Annotated in this window: 15 protein-coding genes and 1 tRNA gene; 9 read left to right on the top strand and 7 right to left on the bottom strand. The window is 63.9% G+C overall.

All coding sequences use genetic code 11. The features are described from left to right. Positions 1 to 12: 12 nt before the first annotated feature. Entirely contained in the window at positions 13 to 936 is a 924-nt protein-coding gene (locus RBB32_RS05270; protein ID WP_306151648.1) for a sulfite exporter TauE/SafE family protein, read from the bottom strand. Positions 937 to 1,029: 93 nt separating this feature from the next. Next, positions 1,030 to 1,383, bottom strand: a complete 354-nt coding sequence (locus RBB32_RS05275; protein WP_306151649.1) for an excinuclease ABC subunit A — start codon at positions 1,381 to 1,383, stop codon at positions 1,030 to 1,032. A 310-nt stretch (positions 1,384 to 1,693) separates the two neighbouring features. Between RBB32_RS05275 and gpmI the strand changes: the two genes are divergently transcribed. The 7 genes from gpmI (at position 1,694) to RBB32_RS05310 (ending at position 10,513) form a co-directional block, all read left to right on the top strand. Further along, positions 1,694 to 3,211 (top strand): 2,3-bisphosphoglycerate-independent phosphoglycerate mutase, encoded by a 1,518-nt coding sequence (gpmI, locus tag RBB32_RS05280; RefSeq protein ID WP_306151650.1) that lies wholly within the window; start codon positions 1,694 to 1,696, stop codon positions 3,209 to 3,211. Continuing rightward, positions 3,208 to 4,350, top strand: coding sequence for a murein hydrolase activator EnvC (locus tag RBB32_RS05285; protein WP_306151651.1), 1,143 nt, complete (start codon positions 3,208 to 3,210; stop codon positions 4,348 to 4,350). Before gpmI ends, RBB32_RS05285 begins: the two co-directional genes overlap by 4 nt. Before the next feature lie 7 nt (positions 4,351 to 4,357). Next, positions 4,358 to 5,695, top strand: coding sequence for a S41 family peptidase (locus RBB32_RS05290; protein WP_306151652.1), 1,338 nt, complete (start codon positions 4,358 to 4,360; stop codon positions 5,693 to 5,695). Between the two features lie 235 nt (positions 5,696 to 5,930). Next, on the top strand, positions 5,931 to 7,649 hold the full coding sequence (locus RBB32_RS05295) for a chloride channel protein (RefSeq protein WP_306151653.1): 1,719 nt from the start codon (positions 5,931 to 5,933) through the stop codon (positions 7,647 to 7,649). Beyond that, positions 7,636 to 8,688, top strand: coding sequence for an ABC transporter substrate-binding protein (locus tag RBB32_RS05300; protein WP_306151654.1), 1,053 nt, complete (start codon positions 7,636 to 7,638; stop codon positions 8,686 to 8,688). Before RBB32_RS05295 ends, RBB32_RS05300 begins: the two co-directional genes overlap by 14 nt. A 54-nt stretch (positions 8,689 to 8,742) precedes the next feature. Beyond that, positions 8,743 to 9,225 carry an RNA pyrophosphohydrolase gene (locus RBB32_RS05305; RefSeq protein ID WP_306151655.1) on the top strand — a complete coding sequence of 161 codons (483 nt, stop codon included), beginning with the start codon at positions 8,743 to 8,745 and terminating at the stop codon, positions 9,223 to 9,225. A gap of 691 nt (positions 9,226 to 9,916) precedes the next feature. After that, positions 9,917 to 10,513, top strand: coding sequence for a hypothetical protein (locus RBB32_RS05310; RefSeq protein ID WP_306151656.1), 597 nt, complete (start codon positions 9,917 to 9,919; stop codon positions 10,511 to 10,513). 203 nt (positions 10,514 to 10,716) lie between these two features. Here the strand turns inward: RBB32_RS05310 and RBB32_RS05315 are convergent, their stop codons facing one another. The 5 genes from RBB32_RS05315 to RBB32_RS05335 all read right to left on the bottom strand — a co-directional run bounded on the left by RBB32_RS05315 (position 10,717) and on the right by RBB32_RS05335 (position 17,317). Further along, complete coding sequence (locus RBB32_RS05315) at positions 10,717 to 12,057, bottom strand: lytic murein transglycosylase (RefSeq protein WP_371931021.1); 1,341 nt, start codon at positions 12,055 to 12,057, stop codon at positions 10,717 to 10,719. Positions 12,058 to 12,154: 97 nt separating this feature from the next. Then, complete coding sequence (gene rnr / locus RBB32_RS05320) at positions 12,155 to 14,410, bottom strand: ribonuclease R (protein WP_306151657.1); 2,256 nt, start codon at positions 14,408 to 14,410, stop codon at positions 12,155 to 12,157. A 48-nt stretch (positions 14,411 to 14,458) separates the two neighbouring features. Next, entirely contained in the window at positions 14,459 to 15,460 is a 1,002-nt protein-coding gene (locus RBB32_RS05325) for a YcjF family protein (RefSeq protein WP_306151658.1), read from the bottom strand. A gap of 1 nt (position 15,461) precedes the next feature. Beyond that, positions 15,462 to 15,905 (bottom strand): GNAT family N-acetyltransferase, encoded by a 444-nt coding sequence (locus tag RBB32_RS05330; protein ID WP_306151659.1) that lies wholly within the window; start codon positions 15,903 to 15,905, stop codon positions 15,462 to 15,464. Beyond that, positions 15,902 to 17,317 carry a YcjX family protein gene (locus tag RBB32_RS05335; protein ID WP_306151660.1) on the bottom strand — a complete coding sequence of 472 codons (1,416 nt, stop codon included), beginning with the start codon at positions 17,315 to 17,317 and terminating at the stop codon, positions 15,902 to 15,904. The genes RBB32_RS05330 and RBB32_RS05335 overlap by 4 nt, the downstream gene beginning before the upstream one ends. 113 nt (positions 17,318 to 17,430) lie before the next feature. On the opposite strand from RBB32_RS05335, the gene truA reads away from it, so the two are divergent. Continuing rightward, complete coding sequence (truA, locus tag RBB32_RS05340; protein ID WP_306151661.1) at positions 17,431 to 18,198, top strand: tRNA pseudouridine(38-40) synthase TruA; 768 nt, start codon at positions 17,431 to 17,433, stop codon at positions 18,196 to 18,198. A 57-nt stretch (positions 18,199 to 18,255) separates the two neighbouring features. Continuing rightward, positions 18,256 to 18,332: transfer RNA gene (locus RBB32_RS05345), tRNA-Arg, on the top strand. Positions 18,333 to 18,367 lie beyond the last annotated feature (35 nt).

Consider the following 18,367-nt stretch of genomic DNA (forward strand, 5'->3'; position numbering starts at 1 on the left):
CAGGGGGAAAGGTCAAAGACCCCGCGCACCGGCGATCGAGAACACCTCGTCAGGCTCTAACACCATGTCGAACCCCAGCTTGAGACAAACCGCAAGCACCAGCATGGCAAGCAGAATCCGCACCTGCTCGGCCTTCAATAGCAATCCGATCCTCGATCCGATCTGCGCCCCGATCACCCCGCCGACAATCAAAAGCACCGCCAGAACCGTATCCACGGTATGGCTGCTATAGGCGTGCATCATCGTGGTGTATGCCGAAACGAAAAGGATCTGGAACAGCGAGGTCCCGACCACAACCTTTGTCGGCATGCCGAGAATATAAATCATCGCAGGCACGATCACAAAGCCGCCGCCAACCCCCATGATGGCCGACAACACACCGACGACAAACCCGACGATCAGGGGCGGGAAAACCGAAATATACAATTTCGACGTCCGAAAGCGCACCCGCAGCGGCATGGCATGCACCCAGTCGCGGCGCGTGCGCCTGGTCCGGGGCCGGGGGCCTTGCACTCTGGCCCGGCGGATGGCGTTCAGGCTCTCGATGAACATCAATCCACCGATCAGGCCCAGGAAAACCACGTAAAACAGGTTCACCAGCAGATCGACCTGGCCAAGCTGACGCAACAGGTTGAAGACGTAAACCCCCACGGTCGACCCGGCCAGCCCGCCGCACATCAAGGCGAACCCCATGGGAAAATCCACCGTGCCGCGCCGCAGGTGGGCAAGGATGGCCGAAAAGGACGAGGCGACGATCTGGTTGGCCGATGTAGCCACGGCGACGGCGGGCGGGATGCCGATGAAAAACAGCAATGGCGTGATCAGGAACCCGCCGCCAACCCCGAACATCCCCGACAGCAACCCGACAATCAGCCCGATGGACAACAAAAGAGGTCCGTTCAAGGAAACTTCGGCGATGGGCAGATAAACTTGCATACGGCGGGCTTGGGAAATTGCGTCTGCCACGCCCCTACGCCCAAGACCCACCGGGTGCAAGCCGGGGCCGCATTAAAAGTTGGTCAATCCCGCCTAATCCAGCACCCGCGCGGCCGCCCCGATCAGGTCCAGCACCTCACGGGTTTCGCGGTCCACATGGTACACGTGATCGCCGACGCGATAATAGGTATAATGCGGGTCCAGCCCATGCCGCCCCGGTCGCCTGACGATCCAGTAATCGCCGTCTATGATATCGCCCCGCCGGTATTTTCGCGCCTGGCCGGGCGGCACGCAGGGCGGGTTCTTCTTGGTCAGTCCGGGCGGGCAATCAAGGCCCTGCGCAACGCCCCCCGAACGCCCCTTGCCCGGCTTGTGGTTTCCCGCCTCCGCCGCCAAGCCGACCAAGGCCAGCCCCGCCGCGGCAATGAATACCGGAACATATCGCATAAGACGCCTCCGTTTCTTTCAATCGTGTCACAAAGATAGGCATTTCCCGTGCAAGGAAAGCCCCGATCAGGACCCGTCGGCGGAATCGAGCCTGCCTGCAGAGCCGAGGGGCCACATCCACCGCAAGGCCCCGCCGCTTGCCCGCCCCGGGCATCGGTCCTCGCTATCCAGCGCACCGGATGTCCCCTGCGGCACCGCGTCCCCCTGCGCTCCAGGCAGGCCCCACCACCCCTACATAACCTGACGCCAAGGGGTTCACCCCGCCGCCGCAAGGCGCTAGAACCCCTGCAACCCGAGGCAGGAGCAAAGCATGAGCACCCCGAAACCCGTTGTCCTGTGCATTCTTGATGGCTGGGGCCTGTCGGACACGACCGAGGCCAACGCCCCGGCCTTGGCCAACACCCCCAATTTCGACCGCATCATGCAGACCTGCCCGCAGGCCACCCTCATCACCCACGGCCCCGACGTGGGCCTGCCCCGCGGGCAGATGGGCAATTCCGAGGTGGGGCACACCAACATCGGCGCGGGCCGGGTGGTGGCGATGGACCTTGGACAGATCGATCTGTCGATCGAGGATGGCTCCTTCTTCGACAATGAAAACCTGCAAGCCTTCGTGTCGAAGCTGCAAGAAACCGGCGGCACGGCGCATCTCATGGGGCTGATATCGGATGGCGGGGTGCATGGGCACCTCAACCACATCCTCGCCGCCGCCACGGCGATTGCCGGCGCGGGCGTGCCCGTGGCCCTGCATGCCATCACAGATGGGCGCGACGTGCTGCCCCGCTCCGCCCGTCCCTTCTTTGAAACATTGGAAGACGGCCTGCCCAATGGCGCCCATGTGGCTACCGTCACCGGGCGCTATTTCGCCATGGACCGCGACAACCGCTGGGACCGCGTGCAAGAAGCTTACGAGGCCATGGTGCACGGCAAAGGCATCCGCGCCAAGGACGCGCGAACGGCCGTGACCAACGCCTATGCCCGCTCCGAATCCGATGAATTCATCGCCGCCACCGTGATCGGTGACTATACCGGGGCCAAGGATGGCGACGGGGTCTTCTGCCTCAACTTCCGCGCCGACCGCGCCCGTGAAATCCTCCGCGCCGTGGGCGAGCCGGGGTTCGACGCCTTCGACGCGGGCCCGCGCCCCGACTGGGCCGCGCTTCTGGGTATGGTCGAATACTCCGACGCCCATAACCAATTCATGGATACGGTCTTTCCCGCCCGCGACATCGTCAATACCTTGGGCGAATGGGTGGCCAAACAGGGCAAAACACAGTTCCACCTGGCGGAAACCGAGAAATACCCGCATGTCACCTTCTTCCTGAACGGCGGCAAGGAAGAGCCCGAAACCGGCGAAGACCGCTACATGGCCGCCTCCCCCAAGGTGGCCACCTACGACCTGCAACCGGAAATGAGCGCGCCGGAAGTGACCGAACATTTCGTCGGCGCCATCGAAGACGGCTATGACCTGATTGTGGTCAATTACGCCAACCCCGACATGGTCGGCCACACCGGCGACCTGAAGGCCGCCATGGCCGCCTGCGAGGCGGTGGACGAGGGATTGGGCAAAGTCCTGACAGCCCTCGAAAAAGCCGATGGCGCGATGATCGTCACCGCCGATCACGGCAATTGCGAAGTGATGATCGACCCCGAAACCGGCGGGCCGCATACCGCCCATACCCTCAACCCGGTGCCCGTGGTGCTGGTGGGCGGGCCTTCGGGGGCCTCGCTTAACCCCGGTCGGCTGGCCGATCTTGCGCCCACCCTGCTGCACCTCATGGGGCTGCCGCAACCGCCCGAGATGACCGGGGAGTGCCTGATCGCATGAAACTGCTGGCCGCAGTCGCAGGGATCTTCTTTGCCGGTGCCCTCGCCGCACAGGAACCTGCGGCCACGCCAGACCCCGCCGAGGCCGCGCGCACCGCCGCCGACCGCCTGTCGCGTGCAGGCCGGATGCTGAACGACGCGCAGGGCGCGCGCAACCGGGTCAAGGCCCTGTCGGAAACCGTGCACGCCTACGAGGACGGGCTGGAAGCCATGCGCGAAGGCCTGCGCCGGGCGGCCATCCGCGAAGAAACCCTGACCCGTGAATTGCAGTCGCGCGAAGATGACATCGCCCGCCTTCTGGGCGTGCTGATGTCGATGGGCGATACACCCGCGCCGGTTCTCACGCTGCACCCCTCGGGGCCGGTGGGCACCGCGCGCTCGGGCATGATCCTGGCCGAGGTGACACCGGCCCTCAACAGCCGTGCCAGCGACCTGCGCGAAACCCTGAACGAGGTCGCCATCCTGCGCGGCCTGCAACAAACCGCCGCCGACAGGTTGGCCGAAGGCCTGCAAGGCGCACAGAAAGCCCGCACAGCCCTTAGCCAGGCCATGGCGGACCGTACCGACCTGCCGCGCCGCTTTACCGAAGACCCGGTGAAAACCGCGCTTCTGATCGCCTCGACCGAAACGCTGGAAGGCTTCGCAAGCGGCCTCAGCGAGATCGCCGTCGACGAAGCGCCGGGCAGCCTGCCGGGTATCGCCGAGCGCAAAGGGCAACTTCCCCTGCCCGTGCAGGGCCGCATATTGCGCCGCGCGGGCGAACAGGACGCCGCCGGAATCGCCCGGCCCGGCATTGTCATGGCCACCCGCCCCCGCGCCCTTGTCACGACGCCTGCACCGGCGACCGTCAGGTATCGCGGGCCGCTTCTGGATTACGGAAACGTGATCATCCTCGAACCGCAGGCCGGAATTCTGCTGGTGCTCGCGGGGTTGGACGTGGTCTATGGTCAAAGCGGACAGGTGCTTCCGGGCGGCAGCCCGGTGGGCCTGATGGGCGGTGCAGCCCCCGGTGCCGACCTGATAATTCCCGACGCGCCCCAACAGACGGGTGCCGAACGCAGCGAAACCCTCTATATTGAGGTCCGAGAAGACAACTCACCCGTGGACCCCGCCCAGTGGTTCAAGACAGACGAAGGATAACCGCACCATGAAGAAATTCCTGATGGCCGCAGTCGCCGGAATACTGGCTGGCATCGTCGTGACCACACAGGTCGCCGCCCCCCTTCTGGCGCAGGAGGCCGAGCGGCAAACCAATGTCTATGAACAGCTCGACCTGTTCGGGGATATTTTCGAGCGCATCCGCTCGCAATACGTCGAAGAGGTCGACGAAGCCGACCTGATCGAGGCCGCCATCAACGGCATGCTGACTTCGCTCGACCCGCACTCCAGCTACCTCAGCCCGCAAGACGCCGCCGACATGCGCGTCCAAACCCGCGGCGAATTCGGCGGCCTGGGCATCGAGGTCACGCAGGAAGACGGTTTCGTCAAGGTCGTCTCGCCCATCGACGGAACCCCGGCAGATAACGCCGGCGTCGAGGCGGGTGATTTCATCACCCATGTCGACGGCGAAAGCGTTCTGGGCCTGACCCTCGACGAAGCGGTCGAGAAGATGCGCGGCCCGGTCGGCAGCGAAATCGTCATCACCGTGGTCCGCGAAGGCGAAGCCGAACCTTTCGACCTGTCGATCATCCGCGATACCATCAAGCTGACGGCGGTGCGCGCACGGACCGAACAACAAACCGTGGTGCTGCGCGTGACAACCTTCAACGACCAGACCTATGACAACCTGACCGAGGGCCTGACCGAACAGTTCGAGGCCGCAGGCGGGGCCGACAAGGTCAACGGTATCGTGCTGGACCTGCGCAACAACCCCGGCGGGTTGCTGACACAGGCGATCAAGGTGTCGGACGCCTTCCTTGAAAAGGGCGAGATCGTCTCGACCCGGGGCCGCAACCCGGAAGACGGCGAACGCTTCAACGCCACCGCCGGAGACCTGATCGACGGCAAACCCATGGTCGTGCTGATCAACGGCGGCTCGGCCTCGGCCTCCGAAATCGTCGCCGGTGCGCTTCAGGATCACCGCCGCGCGGTGGTCGTGGGCACGAAAAGCTTCGGCAAGGGCTCGGTTCAAACGGTGATGCCGCTGCGCGGCGACGGCGCGATGCGCCTGACCACCTCGCGCTATTACACGCCGTCGGGCCGGTCGATCCAGGCGCTGGGCGTGTCGCCCGACATCGTGGTCGAACAACCCCGCCGCGCACCGGAAAGCGAGGAGGAGGAAGAGACCACGCCTCGCGCCCGTTTCGAAGCCGACCTGCGCGGCAGCCTCGACAACGACAGCCTGAGCGAGGACGAGATCCGCCAGATCGAAGATGAACAGGCCCGCGCCGAAGAGGTCGCGAAACTGCGCGAGGAGGATTATCAGCTGGCCTATGCCATCGACATCCTCAAGGGCCTGACCACCCTGAACGGCGACGGCAAGTAAGCGTTCCAACCACGCTTGTGTGACGGCCCGCCCCTCCCGGCGGGCCGTTTTCTTTTGGCTTTCGGGTATCTCGGTCTCCGCCTTCGGCGGGAACCTCGGCGCCTGCGGCGGGCGGGCCGCGATGCGCCGACCCCGGCGCGGGTGGCCGGCCCTGGATGCCTCCGGCGGGGATATTTATGAAAAGAAGAAGACCGGTGGCATTGAAAGGACGCGGCAGTTGCGAAAGACTGCCCATATGGTGGTTGAGAAAAGCCCAGAGGAGCCCGCGGTCGCCCCGCCCGCCCAACGCGCGTTGATCCTGATGCTTTGCGCGCTCGTCATTGGCGCGGCGGCCTCGCTTGCGGCGATTGGCCTGACCGATGCGGTTTCGTGGCTGAACGACGGTCTGCTGATCGCACCGCGGGCGCGGGTGCAATACGAGGCGGCGGGTTGGCTTGTGCCCCTGGCGACCGTCGCGGTCCCGGCCCTTGGCGGGCTGATCGTGGGCCTGATCTGGCGCTATGTCTCTTCTGCGCGCCGCCCGTTGGGGCCGCCGGATGTTATCGAAGCCGTGCAATTCGAACGCGCCTTGCCGGACCTGCGCAGCGGTGTCGCCTCGACGCTGGCGGCGATGGTGTCCCTGGGGTTCGGGGCCTCTGTCGGGCAATACGGGCCGATGGTGTATCTTGGCGCCATGCTTGGCGGTTTGGTGCGGCGGCTTCGGCTGGGTGTGCCGAACCTGCCCGCCATCGCCGTGGCCTGCGGCGTGGCGGCGGCCATCGCCACGGCCTTCAATGCACCGGTCGCGGGGCTGGTCTTTGCCCATGAGGTGGTGCTGCGGCACTACTCGACCCAGGCCTTTGCGCCGACGACCGTGTCGGCGGTTACCGGCTATGTGCTGGCCAATGTCGTCTTTGAGCGCCCGGCGCTGTTTCTGGTCCAGTTCGACGGCGTCGCGCATGGGTATGAATTCGTGCTTTTTGGCCTGTTGGGCCTGTTGTGCGCGGGCCTTGCCATGGGTTTCATGCGGCTGATCCTGCGCATCGCCACCCTGGCCGCGCAAAGCCGCCTGCCCGTGCTTTTGCGGCCCATGGCGGCGGGGCTGGCCCTTGGGGTCACCGCGCTTTGGCTGCCCGACGTGCTGGGCATCGGCAAGGAGGCCTTGCGTTTTGCCACCATCGAAGGGGCCTTCGGCGCGGGCGAACTGGCGGTGCTGGTCACCGCCAAGATCGCGCTGACCGCGCTGTGCATCGGCTTTGGCTTTGCCGGCGGGGTCTTCAGCCCCGCACTTTTGATCGGCATCCTTTTCGGGGCGCTGTTCTGGACAGCCATCGACAGCACCGGGCTTGCCCCCACCTCGGGCGTCGCGGTCTATGCGATCTGCGGCATGATGGCCCTGACCAGCCCGGTGATCGGCGCACCGCTCACCACCATCCTGATCGTCTTCGAACTGACCCGGAACTACGACCTGACCATCGCCGCCATGGTCGCCGTGGTGTTTTCCAACCTCATCGCACACCGCTTCTTCGGTCGCTCGCTGTTCGACGTGCAACTCGCCCGCCGCGGCACCGACCTTTCGGCAGGGCGCGACCGGGCCCGCCTGCAGGCCATGCCAATCACCACCTGCCTCACCCACGACATGATCCGCGCCACCCACGAAGAGCCCCTGAAGGACATCCAGAACCGCCTTGCCGCCTCCCCATGGTCCGAGGCCTATGTGACCGACGCCGAGGGGCGGTTCGTCGGCGTCTTGCCACAGGGCGCGGAAACCCCCGAACCCCCAAGCCTGCAATTCCACGACACCACCACCGTTCTGGAAGCCATGCAATCCTTGCGCGGCTTCATCGGCGATGCCATCCCGGTGGTCGATCGCGACACCGGGAAACTTATCGGCGTGGTCTCCGAGGCCTCGGTGATCGAAGCTTACCTCGACATCTCCCAAACCCTGAGGCGCGAAGAAAATGCGGTTCTTTAGCGCCCTCTTCGTTCTTCTCGCGGTCACGGCCCGGGCCGAGGAGCTGACAGTCGTCACATGGGGCGGCGCCTACGAGGCCGCACAGGCCAAGGCGGTCTTCGCCCCCTTCACCAAGGCCACCGGGATCAAGATCACCACCGCCCGCTACGACGGCAGCCTGACGGCCCTCACGGCCCGCGCGGACGCCGAAGGCTGGGATGTGATCGACATGCTGGAACCCACGGCGATCACCGCCTGCGACGCGGGGCTGCTTGCGCGGCTCGACCATGCCGCCCTCACCAAGGCGCCATCGGATTTCGCCCCGGCGAAACTGCGGCCCTGCTCGCTGCCGCAGAACGTCTTTGCCACGGTCATGGCCTATGCGCCGAACGCCTTCCCCGGCGTCAAACCCACAACGATCGCCGATTTCTTCGACACCGCCCGCTTTCCCGGCAAACGCGCCATCCGCAAAAGCCCCGACGACATCCTCGAATGGGCGCTGCTGGCCGAGGGCGTGCCGCCTTCGCAGGTCTATGACCTGCTCAGCACGGACCGCGGCCTGCGCCTTGCCTTCCGCAAACTCGACCAGATCCGCGACCATATCGTCTGGTGGGAAGATGCCGCCGACCCGCCCCGCCTGCTGGCCAAGGGCCGCGCCAGCATGGCAAGCGGTTACAACGGGCGTTTCTTCGCCGCGCAACAGGCGGGCGACCCGCTTAGCGTCGTCTGGCACGGCCGCATCATCGGGCACGAGGTCTGGGGCATCGCGAAAGGCACCGACGCCCCCGATGCCGCCCGCCGCTTCCTGCGCTTTGCAACCCGGCCCGATACCATGGCCCGCCTGTCCGAACGGATCCCCTATGGTCCGGCGCGGCAAAGCGCCCTGCCGCGCATCGGGTTGCAGCCGGGCACCGGCATCCCGATGCGTGACCACCTGCCAAACGCGCCGCAACACGGGCCCACCTACCTTGTCCGCGACAGCCTTTGGCACAGTCATACCGCCGATCTGCGCAAACGCCGCTTCGACGCATGGCTGGCACGCGGCGAGGATGATGGTTGACCCCGGGGATGGCACACCGCATGTAATGACCGAACGCTAAGCACGAGGCCGCCGATGACCCCCGAAGAAATCGCCAAACTGCCATACCGCCCCTGCGTGGGCGTCATGCTCGTCAACGAAAAAGGCATGGTTTTCGCCGGTCAACGCATCGACAGCGAGACCCCCGCCTGGCAAATGCCCCAAGGCGGAATCGACCCCGGCGAAGCCCCGCGTGACGCCGCCCTGCGCGAACTTTGGGAAGAAACCGGCGTGCCCGCCGACATGGTGAGCGTCGAGGCCGAAACCACCGAATGGGTGCCCTACGACCTGCCGCATGACATCGTGCCGCGCATCTGGAAGGGCCGCTTCAAGGGGCAAGAGCAGAAATGGTTCCTGCTGCGCTTCCACGGCACCGACAGCGATATCAACATCGAAACCGAGCACCCCGAGTTTTCCAAGTGGCACTGGATCGCGCCCAACGACATGTTAGAGCAGATCGTGCCCTTCAAACGCGCGGTCTATGAACATGTGCTGAACGAATTCCAAGCGCGGCTCTAGGCGGCGGCTGCATGTGTCAGGCCATCCTGCGTTATCCGAGCTTGCAATAGCCCCGCTATTCCTGTGCTCGGGTGCCTTGGGGCTGACGCAACCCGACAGAAGTCGGGGCGGCCTGACAAATGCAGACGCCCCCAAAAGCGTTTCGCGGAAACCTAAAGCGTACCGCCTTTAGCCCGAGATATCGGCTAATGGCGTAACGCGTGTAACGATTGAGCAAAACACTGCATTTCGCGAAAATCTGTGATTCAGGTTTTTGCGAAACGCAGTACACCGTACAATCCTTGCGCATGTTGCGCCTGTCGCTGATGTTTCAGGTTAAAGGCGAAACGCTTTAGGCAAAGGCCTATCGCCCTCAAAAGCGTTTCGCGGAAATCTGGACATGGCATTTCGCGAAACGCGGCACACCGGTCAATCGTTGCACGCGGTCCGCCTGTCGCTGATGGCTCAGGTGAAGGGCAGAACCTGTTAAGCCTTGGGCGATTGCGCCTTTCGCCGGGGCCTCCGGGTACGGGCGAACACCGCGTGGCCATCGACCGGCAAGCTCTTGCCAAGCGGCTTTCCTTGCCTGTCGCGCCGTGGCATCCTGACAGGATCAACCGTCAGAGGGCCTGTTATGAGTGATACCGCAACGTCGCAGCAACCACTTTACCCGAAAGGCGGTTTTCGCCATCGCCATCGCCTTCGCAATGCAATGTCCACGTTTGCCGCCATGCGGCTGGATGGCCTGAGGATAAAACCCGCGTTGCGGCCTGTCGCCGGTCTTGCCCTCCTGTCGCTATGCACCTTGCCCGTTGCCCCGGCCCATGCGCTCAGTTGCCTGCCCCATGATGTCGCCCGGACCTATGAACAGGCCGCCAAATCCGACAAGACCTATATCGTGGTCCATGGCACCCTGACCTTCGATGAGTCGCGCCTGCCGAAAACCGATTGGCAGAACCAGCAAAAGACACCGCCGAACACCCTGATCCCGGCACGGCTCAAGGGGAAGGCGCTGACACGGAACGGCTTTGTCGCGCGCTTCAACCGGCCGATCACGTTCAACGTCCAATGCCTTGGTCCATGGTGCGCCAGCGCCGAATCCGGCACACCCTACCTTGCCTTTCTACGCAGAACCGGCACGCCCTCGGGCTCGGGCGAAACAGGCCAATCCGCGTCCGGCGGCAGTTATCAACTCGATATCAACGCCTGTGGCGGCATGGGGTTTGCCGCCCCGTCGGGGCAAGCGCTTGAAACGGTCGTTGAGTGTTTCCGCGGCGGCCCCTGCAAACCGCAAGATCAACGGCCCTGAAAAACCTTATCGCCGCATCCTGTTCATCTCCTTTGCCTCCGTGGTTCCGAATCCTCGTATGACCACACTCGCAGGACAATCTTGCCAAAAGGTAAACCAAGGCGCGCGGCGGCCCGCCCCCCGTGTTTCGTACGAAACTTTTTCGGCACCCCCCGAGTTTCGTACAAAACTCGGGGGTAAAACGTACAAAACGTACAAAATTTTCAGCGGCGGCGCAGGTGCCCCAGAACCGTCTGGCTGGGATGGCCGTCCGCCGTCACCCCGATCGAGCGTTGGAACGCCTGAATCGCCCCCACCGTGTTCGGCCCGATCAGCCCGTCGATCTTTTCCACGGCAAAGCCCTTGCGTTTCAGGCGCCGCTGAAGTTCCTTTTTTTCGTCGAAACTCAATGGGTTATACCCACGGGGCCAGCTTGCCCTGATCGGTGGGCCACCCTTGATCCGGTCGGAAAGATGCCCCACCCCGATCACGTAGGCATCGGCGTTGTTATACCGTTCGATCACCCGGAAATTGTCGAAGACCATGAAGGCCGGCCCGTTCGTTCCAGCCGGCAACATGATCGAGGCCGGCCCAAAATCTCGTATGGGCCTCCCCTGCATATCCACAACACCTTGTGTCGCCCAGTAAGACGGCATCGCCGTGTTGCTGCGCTTGGCACGCCCCGGGCTAAACCCGCGCGGCACTTTCACCTCAACGCCCCAAGGCTGGCCCTTTGTCCAACCAAAGCGTTTCAGGTAAGCCGCCGTCGAAGCCAAAGCATCCGTAGGATCGTCCGACCAGATATCTCGTTTTCCATCACCCGTGAAATCCACCGCATAGGCTTCATAGGAGGTCGGAATAAACTGCGTGTGCCCCATGGCCCCGGCCCAAGACCCTTTCATGTTGCGCGGCGTCACATCCCCCGACTGCAGGATTTTCAAAGCGGCGATTAACTGCTTTTCAAAGAACGCCCCGCGCCGCCCGTCAAAGGCCAAGGTCGCCAGCGACTCGATCACCGGCAAGGTGCCGCGCCGATCCCCGTAGGAACTTTCCATTCCCCAAACCGCCAAAACCACTTCTTTTTCAACACCATAGCGCCGCTCAATCGCGTTGAGCGCCCGCCTGTGACGGCGCAACATTTTCTTCCCGTCACTTACCCGCACCGGGTTCGCGGCGCTATCAAGATAATCCCAGATCTTCTTGGTGAATTCCGATTGGTTACGGTCTTTTTCGACCACGCCGGTGTTGTAGCGCACACCGCGAAAGGCTTGGTCGAAAACCCGTGAACTGATGCCCTGCGCCCGTGCGCGGCCCCGAAACCCATCAATCCACCGTTGAAACGCCCGGTTCGAGGTCGAGACCTGAAGCACATTGGCGTCCGCCCCCAAATCCGAGGGCCGCACCACGGGGCGCAGGCTACTGACGGGCCCGTCCATCACGACAATCGCGGCCTCATGGAGCAGGCCCGATCCCGGCCGGGCCTGTGGCCGCAAGGATTCCGCCGGGCCCGCTTGTGCGGCCCCTATCGAAACCACTGCTAACAGTGCTGAAATCAATCCACCCATACGCATTGCTCGACCCCTTTGTTTCCGGGTTTTGAACAATGGTAGCGCGATTAGGCGTAAATCGAAAGAACTCTTAGCACCGGCTGCGAAAGCCCGCCTAGCGGCGGCTGCGCTTCACCTTGCGCTTAACCTTGTCGGATTTGCGTTTCGCCTTGGCCTGCTTGCGCCGGGGCGGCTTGCCCCGCCCCTTGGCCGGACCACGCGGCATTTTTTCGCCTTCGATGCTGATAAGCTCAAGCGCGATACCGCCCGTCACCGGTGCGGCCTCCGACAGTTTCACCGTCACCCGTTGGCCCAACTGGATGGTCAGCCCCGTATCGGCCCCCATCAAGGTGCCAGCGTCGCGGTCGAAATGGAAAAACTCCCGCCCCAGGGATCGGACCGGGATCAACCCGTCGGCCCCGGTTTCATCCAGCTTCACGAAAGCCCCGAACTTGGCGATGCCATTGATCCGCCCGGTAAATTCCTCGCCCACCCGTTCCGACAGAAAGGCGGCAAGGTAACGGTCGGTGGTGTCCCGTTCGGCGGTCATCGACCGGCGTTCGGTATCGGAAATATGCTGCGCCGTGGTCTCAAGCTTGTCGATATCCTGCGGTCGCAAGCCATCCTCGCCCCAGCCATGCGCCAGGATCAACGCCCGGTGCACCACCAAATCCGCATAGCGCCGGATGGGCGATGTGAAATGCGCATAGGCCTGCAGGGCAAGGCCGAAGTGCCCGAAATTGCTGGGCGCATAATAGGCCTGCGTCATGGCGCGCAGGGTCGACATGTTGATCACTTCCGAATGGTCGGTGTCCTCTGCCGCCTCCAAAAGCGCGTTGAGATGCGCGGTTTTCAAAACCTGCCCCTTGGCCAGCGTCAGGCCCGCCGCGTCTGCCACATCGCGCAGGGTATCCAGCTTCTCGGGCGAGGGTTCTTCGTGCACCCGGAACAGCAGCGGCGATTTCTTGGCGATCAGGGTTTCGGCAGCAGCCACATTGGCCAGCACCATGAATTCCTCGATCAACTTGTGGGCATCCAGACGGTCGGCGAAATTGACCGACAAAACCTTGCCTTCGTCGCTCAACACCACCTTGCGTTCCGGCAGGTCAAGATTCAACGGCTGCCGCCGCCCGCGCGCCTTTTCAAGCGCGGCATAGGCGCCGAAAAGCGGGCGGATCACGTCCTCCATCAGGGGGGTGCATTGGTCGTCCGGATACCCGTCCATGGCCGCCTGCACCTGCTGATAATTGAGCGAGGCCGCCGAGCGCATCAACCCGCGCACAAACCTGTGCCCCACCTTCTCACCATTCGCGGCAATCTGCATCCGCACCGCGATACAGGCGCGCGGCACCCCTTCGTGAAGCGAACACAGGTCGCCTGACAACCGGTCCGGCAGCATCGGCACCACCCGATCGGGGAAATAACTGGAATTGCCGCGCTTGCGCGCCTCGCCATCCAAGGCGCTGCCCGGCGTCACGTAATGCGCCACATCGGCAATCGCCACCCAGATCACATAACCGCCGTCGTTCTTGGGGTCGTCATCCTCATGCGCCCAAACCGCATCGTCGTGGTCGCGGGCATCGCTTGGGTCGATGGTGACAAGCGGCATCTCGCGCATATCCTCGCGGCCCTTCAGACCCGCAGGTTTCATGCGGTCGGCCTCGTCGATCACCTCGTCAGGGAAGTCATCGGGAATCCCGTGTTGATGAATGGCAATAAGCGAGACCGCCTTGGGCTCCGACGGATCGCCCAAACGCTCGACCACCCGCGCACGCGGCAGGCCCATCCGGCCCTTGGGGCCGGATTGTTCTGCCTCCACCAATTCGCCGTCCTTGGCCCCGCCCGTGGCACCATCGGGCACCTGCCACTCCTTGCCGTCGCCCTTGTCGATGGGCACGATCCGCCCACCTTCGGAGCGTTTGCGGAATATTCCCAGAACCTTGCGCGGGTTGGCCCCGATCCGCCGAATAAGCCGCGCCTCGTAGTGATGGCTCTCGCCCTTCACCTCTTGCAGCCGGGCCAGAATACGATCACCCTCGCCCAAAGCGGGATCACTGGCGCGCGGGATCATCAAGACAACGGGTTCCACGCCCTCGCCGTGCCACTCCAGCGGCTTGGCCAGAAGCTCTCCGTCATTGGTCATCCCCGAGATCTGCAAAACACTCACCGGCGGAAGCTTGTCCGGATCTCGATAGGTCTTCTTGCGCTTTTCAAGATGGCCCTCTTCCTCAAGCTCTTTGAGGATACGCTTAAGGTCGATCCGCGCAGCCCCCTTGATACCAAAGGCCTTGGCGATATCGCGTTTCGAGGTGAGGGTCGGGTTATCCGAAATCCATTGCAGGATATCGTCTTTGGAAGGCATCTGGCTCATGGCTTTGGCCTAACATGAAAGATAAGCAGGGGCCATTGCCGAAACGCATCACGCGGCCCGACCAAACAACCCGGTCAACGCGCGTTTGACCAAGCCGGTGACCGACGGCCGCTCGCCGCGCGTGAACGGCAAGGGGCGACAGACCTCCATCGCGGCCACGCCGACCCGCGCGGTCAGCGCCCCGTTCACCACGCCCTCGCCGAACCGGCGCGATATCTTTGACAAGACCCCGCCCCCCGCGACCGATCCGATCAGGTCATCGCCCACGGCAACGGCCCCGGTGGCCACCAGGTGGGTCATCACCGCGCGCGCCAAACGCCAGCTTCCCAAGGTGCCAGATCGCCCGCCGTAGATCTCGGCAATCCGCCGGATCATCCGCAGGTTCGCCGTCAATGCGGCCACCACATCGGCCATGGCCAGCGGCACCACTGCGGTGACTGTCGCCACCTGCCGGGCGGCGGCCTCGATCTCTCGCGCGGCGGCGGTATCCAAGGGGATCATGACCTCGACCTCGGCCAAGCCCAAAAGCCCCGAGGCATCGAATTGATCCGCTTGCAGCCCGGCCAGTTTATCCCGGCCCCAGCGGGTATCCTCCCGCCCCTTGTAAAGCGCGGTCAGGTCGCGCACCACGCCGCGCGCCTTGCCCAAATCCTCCTCGCCAAGCGCCTCTTCGGCCTGCCGATGCAGCCGGTCAATCCGCGACAGCCGCGAAAAGGCCGCCAGCTCATTCAGGGCAATCACGATCAGCACCAAGAGGAAGGCTGCGATCAAAGCGGTCACGACATAGCCAAAGATCGGCGCCCGTTCGATCAACCCGGTCACGAAATCCCACGCGGCCACCGAAACGACCGCGCCCAGAATGGTCAGCAACAAACCCCAAAACAGACGCGCCAAGCGCGATGGGCGGCGCGCCGCCAAGGTCGCCACCGTCTGCATCGCGCGCCCCTCGGGCGGTTCCGGCATCTCGGGGTCGGGCACAGGCGGGGCGCTATCCGGCCCCGGCGCGGTCTCTTTGCCTTCAAGATCAATCAGGATCGGCCCCTTGGTCATGTCAAAGCGCCTCCCGCGCGTGCCAGATCATGCGAATATCCGGCAGGTTTTCGTCATTGCCCGCGCCCGTGCCCCGGCCCGCCTCGGCAAAGCCTTCGCGGGCATAGAACGCCCAAGCCCTCCGGTTCTGCTGCAAAACAAAAAGATCCAACTGACGTGCCTGCGCCTTGGCCTCCTGCAAAAGCGCCCGGCCCACCCCACGGCCCCGCGCGTCTGGATGCACATAAAGCGCATGAATACGGCTGCCCTCGCGGGCGATAAAACCCACGGGCCACACCCCGTCAAAGGCCACCCGCACCCAGCCCCGCCGGATCACCGCGCACATCATGCGCAGGTCGGTGAAGGGCGAGCGCACCTTGGGCAACCACGCGGTGCGCCGTGTAAAAGCCCAAAGAATGCCCAGCAAACTTGGGGCATGACCGATATGCGCCTGCCCCAACCTCATAGCTTATCGCCAATCAGGAACTGCGCAGCCCGGTCCAGCCGGATATGCGGTGGCCCTTCCCCGGGCTTGAGCGACAGCTTGGCAGGCGCGAAATTCATTACCTCGTAATCCGCATCCAGCCATTTTTCCGCCCCCTCCCGCGCAGGCCCCAAAAGGCGCGCGGGGTCTTCTGGCAGGTCACCGGGATAGAACGCCGCCTGCTTGCCGCTGCTCAACAACCGCCCGCGCACACAATCCAAGGGTGTACCGTCGTGATCGATGGTTTCCTCGACCGTCGCGCGCAACGCGGCCAAGGCCATGGCCTGCGTCTCGGCCCCGGCGAAATCCGCCCGATCCCTCGCATCCCGCGTAAGCGCATTCATGATCCCCGTCAGGCGGGCGTGTTGGCCGTGATGCAAATGGTCGGCCTTGGTGGCGGCAAACAGGATTTTTTCAACCCGCTGCCCCAGCAAAAGCCGCGACAGAAAGGCGTTCTTGCCGGGCCGGAACGCCCCCAGAATCTCCGCCATGGCGCGGCGCATATCCTCGACCGCCTGCGGGCCGCTGTGAATGGCCCCAAGCGCATCGACCAACACCACCTGCCGGTCAATCCGCGCGAAATGATCCCGAAAGAAGGGTTTGACCACCTGCGCCTTGTAGGCCTCGAACCGCCGCTCCATTTCCCGCCAGAGCGATTTGCGCAGCGGGCTGTCAGGCGCGGGCAAAGGCGCAAAGGTAATCGCGGGGGAGCCCGCCAAATCCCCCGGCAAAAGAAACCGCCCCGGGGTGCAATCGTAAAACCCGGCCAGCCTTGCCTCCTGCAGATATTCGGTAAAGCCCTGCGCCAGGCCCTGCGCTACCGGCTCGTCCAGCTTTTCTGCCCCGTCCGTCGACTTGGCCTGCGCCAAATAAGCCTCTGCCTGTGGCCGCGCAGCGATCCGCTGCAAAACATCCTCGGACCACTGGGCATAGGTCTTGTCCAAGAGTGCCAGATCAAGTAACCACTCACCGGGGTAATCCACGATATCCAGGTGCACGGTGCGCGGGCCGGACAGCCCCCCCAGAAGCCCCGTGGGCTGCACCCGAAGCGAGAGCCGCAATTCCGACACCGCCCTCGTGCTTTCGGGCCACCGGGGCGTTTCCCCGGTCAAGGCCGCCAAATGCGCCTCGTAATCAAAGCGCGGCACGGTATCGTCGGGCTGGGGCTGCAAGAACGCCGCGCTGATCCGCCCGTCGGCGGCGGCCACCAACCCCGGCATCCGCCCACGATCCATCAGATTGGCCACAAGCGAGGTGATGAACACCGTCTTGCCCGCGCGCGACAGGCCGGTCACGCCCAAGCGAATAACCGGTTCAAAGAATGTCTCCGACAGGGTGTCGGTCACATTCTCCACACCCCGCGTCAGGCCATCGGCGATATCCGTGATGATCAAAAGACCTGTCCCCTTGCCCGTCTTACCCTGAAGATAGCCACGCAACCCCGGCGATACCAGAGGGGAGCTTTGGGGGATTGTTCCCCCACCCTCACCACGCTATTTGCCTCGCTATGCCCAGATACGCGCTCAAAGTCGAATACCACGGCGGCCCCTTTGCGGGTTGGCAACGGCAGGCCGATCAGCCTTCGGTGCAAGGCGCGATCGAGGCGGCTTTGGCCAAGCTTGAGCCGCGCGAGCATACCATCGCCGCCGCAGGGCGCACCGATGCAGGCGTTCATGCATTGGCGCAAGTGGCGCATTGCGACATGGAGAAAGACTGGACGCCCTTCAGGCTGTCCGAGGCGCTGAACTACCACCTCAAACCCGATCCCGTGGCCATCGTCGATTGCGCGCGCGTTGATGACGGTTGGCACGCCCGTTTTTCGGCGCTGGAACGGCGCTATTTCTTCCGCCTGTTGATGCGTCGCGCCCCCGCCACCCATGACAAGGGGCTGGTCTGGCAAGTATCGCAACCCCTGGATGCCGAGGCCATGCGCCAAGGGGCCGACCATCTTGTCGGGCACCACGATTTCACCACCTTCCGCTCGACCATCTGCCAGGCAAAAAGCCCTGTGAAAACGCTGGACGCGATTGAGATTGCCGAGGTGCAGGGCCTGTCAGGCCCCGAAATCCACTTCCACCTGCGCGCCCGCTCCTTCTTGCACAACCAAGTGCGCAGCTTCGTGGGCACGCTTGAACGCGTCGGTGCAGGTGCATGGGAACCCCAGGATGTGAAACGCGCGCTAGAAGCCCGCAACCGCGCCGCCTGCGGCCCGGTCTGCCCGCCATATGGCCTCTACCTCGCCGGTGTCGGTTACCCGGACGATCCCTTCGTCTGAGCTGCGGGCGATTTGCCTTTGATCTCCCGCCCCGACCCCGCTAAACGAAAACTCAGCGGTCCCGTAGCTCAACTGGATAGAGCAGCTGACTTCTAATCAGCAGGTTCGGGGTTCGAGTCCTCGCGGGATCGCCAATTTATTTATATTTTTCAATTCTTTGCGAGAAATG

The sequence above is a fragment of the Roseovarius sp. MMSF_3281 genome (genome assembly GCF_030733685.1).
Lineage (GTDB): Bacteria > Pseudomonadota > Alphaproteobacteria > Rhodobacterales > Rhodobacteraceae > Roseovarius.

Coding starts and splice junctions, on each gene's coding strand:
- RBB32_RS05270 (WP_306151648.1), bottom strand. CDS start 936: ATGCAAGTTTATCTGCCCATCGCCGAAGTTTCCTTGAACGGACCTCTT.
- RBB32_RS05300 (WP_306151654.1), top strand. CDS start 7,636: ATGCGGTTCTTTAGCGCCCTCTTCGTTCTTCTCGCGGTCACGGCCCGG.
- RBB32_RS05315 (WP_371931021.1), bottom strand. CDS start 12,057: ATGGGTGGATTGATTTCAGCACTGTTAGCAGTGGTTTCGATAGGGGCC.
- rnr (WP_306151657.1), bottom strand. CDS start 14,410: ATGAGCCAGATGCCTTCCAAAGACGATATCCTGCAATGGATTTCGGAT.
- RBB32_RS05275 (WP_306151649.1), bottom strand. CDS start 1,383: ATGCGATATGTTCCGGTATTCATTGCCGCGGCGGGGCTGGCCTTGGTC.
- RBB32_RS05330 (WP_306151659.1), bottom strand. CDS start 15,905: ATGAGGTTGGGGCAGGCGCATATCGGTCATGCCCCAAGTTTGCTGGGC.
- truA (WP_306151661.1), top strand. CDS start 17,431: ATGCCCAGATACGCGCTCAAAGTCGAATACCACGGCGGCCCCTTTGCG.
- RBB32_RS05325 (WP_306151658.1), bottom strand. CDS start 15,460: ATGACCAAGGGGCCGATCCTGATTGATCTTGAAGGCAAAGAGACCGCG.
- RBB32_RS05285 (WP_306151651.1), top strand. CDS start 3,208: ATGAAACTGCTGGCCGCAGTCGCAGGGATCTTCTTTGCCGGTGCCCTC.
- RBB32_RS05290 (WP_306151652.1), top strand. CDS start 4,358: ATGAAGAAATTCCTGATGGCCGCAGTCGCCGGAATACTGGCTGGCATC.
- RBB32_RS05305 (WP_306151655.1), top strand. CDS start 8,743: ATGACCCCCGAAGAAATCGCCAAACTGCCATACCGCCCCTGCGTGGGC.
- RBB32_RS05310 (WP_306151656.1), top strand. CDS start 9,917: ATGTCCACGTTTGCCGCCATGCGGCTGGATGGCCTGAGGATAAAACCC.
- gpmI (WP_306151650.1), top strand. CDS start 1,694: ATGAGCACCCCGAAACCCGTTGTCCTGTGCATTCTTGATGGCTGGGGC.
- RBB32_RS05295 (WP_306151653.1), top strand. CDS start 5,931: ATGGTGGTTGAGAAAAGCCCAGAGGAGCCCGCGGTCGCCCCGCCCGCC.